Source organism: Candidatus Symbiopectobacterium sp. NZEC135, from assembly GCF_025962695.1.
In genome coordinates this window covers 1-993 of record NZ_JAGFPF010000735.1, presented here as the reverse complement: position 1 = coordinate 993, position 993 = coordinate 1, and the positions used below count along the sequence as shown (strand labels likewise).

Genomic DNA, 993 nt, shown 5'->3' with positions numbered 1-993 from the left:
CTCAGCGTTCAGGCGGCCTACAGCTATAACGACATTCGCTACAAGAAAAGCGGCATCGCCAGTGAGCAAGGCCAGCGCGCCGTGTATGCGCCGCGCAACCAGCTCAGTGCCTGGGTGAGCTATGACGTCACGAACGGCGTATTGGACGGCTTAACGCTGGGAAGCGGCGTGCGCTACGTGAACGGCGTGGTGAGCGATCGTGCCAACACCCATACCTTGCCGTCTTACACGCTGGTGGATATGGCGGTGGGTTACGATCTCTCCAAGGTTGGCTTAAAAGGGCTGAGCGCGCAGTTGAACGTCAACAACCTGACGGACAAACGCTATGTTGGTGCCTGTAACTCACTGGATTACTGCTACTTTGGCGCAGAGCGCAGCGTGGTAGGCAGCCTGTCTTACGCTTTCTGATTGCTTTCTCTGATAGCTTCCTTCCCCGACGTTCGTCGGGGAGTTTCGAATTCCGCGCTTTCTCAGAGGTATAACTCTTATCACGCATATGTTGTGATATTTTATTCCGCTTTTTTGATGTATTTGCAAATAAAACGGAATTTTATGAACGTAACCTCAATTAACGATACGCCCCATTATTATCGGCACACTGATAACTGCATCAATGTTGAAATGGGTAAGGTGGGATGTGCAACGGACAGCGCGTCCGTATTACATACCCACAGGCTGACGCATTGCTGCGCGTTGGCCGTGCTGTCGAAATGGAATGGAAGGTGGTATCAACAGCGCACACTGCTGCACATCACCGGTGGAAATTTGTTTTACGGGATAACGTCAGAGAGCGATCGTCGACCCGATCTCGCCAGTCGATGGTTAGCGAAACTCAAGTCAGAGCTGGTTGACGGCGGGAAGCTTATTTTTGTCGGGGGCATAGATTGCGCCTCGGACATGGCGCTTAGCATGAGCATTCACCAAATAGACGATGAGGGGCAAAAACCGCTACACGAACTGCTCACCCTGCCGGGAACCGAGATTATGATGGCG

2 protein-coding genes are annotated in these 993 nt (G+C 52.5%); both read left to right on the top strand.

Annotation, left to right across the window (positions count from 1 at the left end; genetic code table 11):
- Positions 1-408 (top strand): TonB-dependent receptor domain-containing protein (locus J5224_RS30080; RefSeq protein WP_264628718.1); only part of this gene is annotated, 408 nt, incomplete at its 5' end.
- Between the two features lie 144 nt (positions 409-552).
- A partial coding sequence (locus tag J5224_RS30075) for a hypothetical protein (RefSeq protein WP_264628717.1) occupies positions 553-993 on the top strand: 441 nt, incomplete at its 3' end.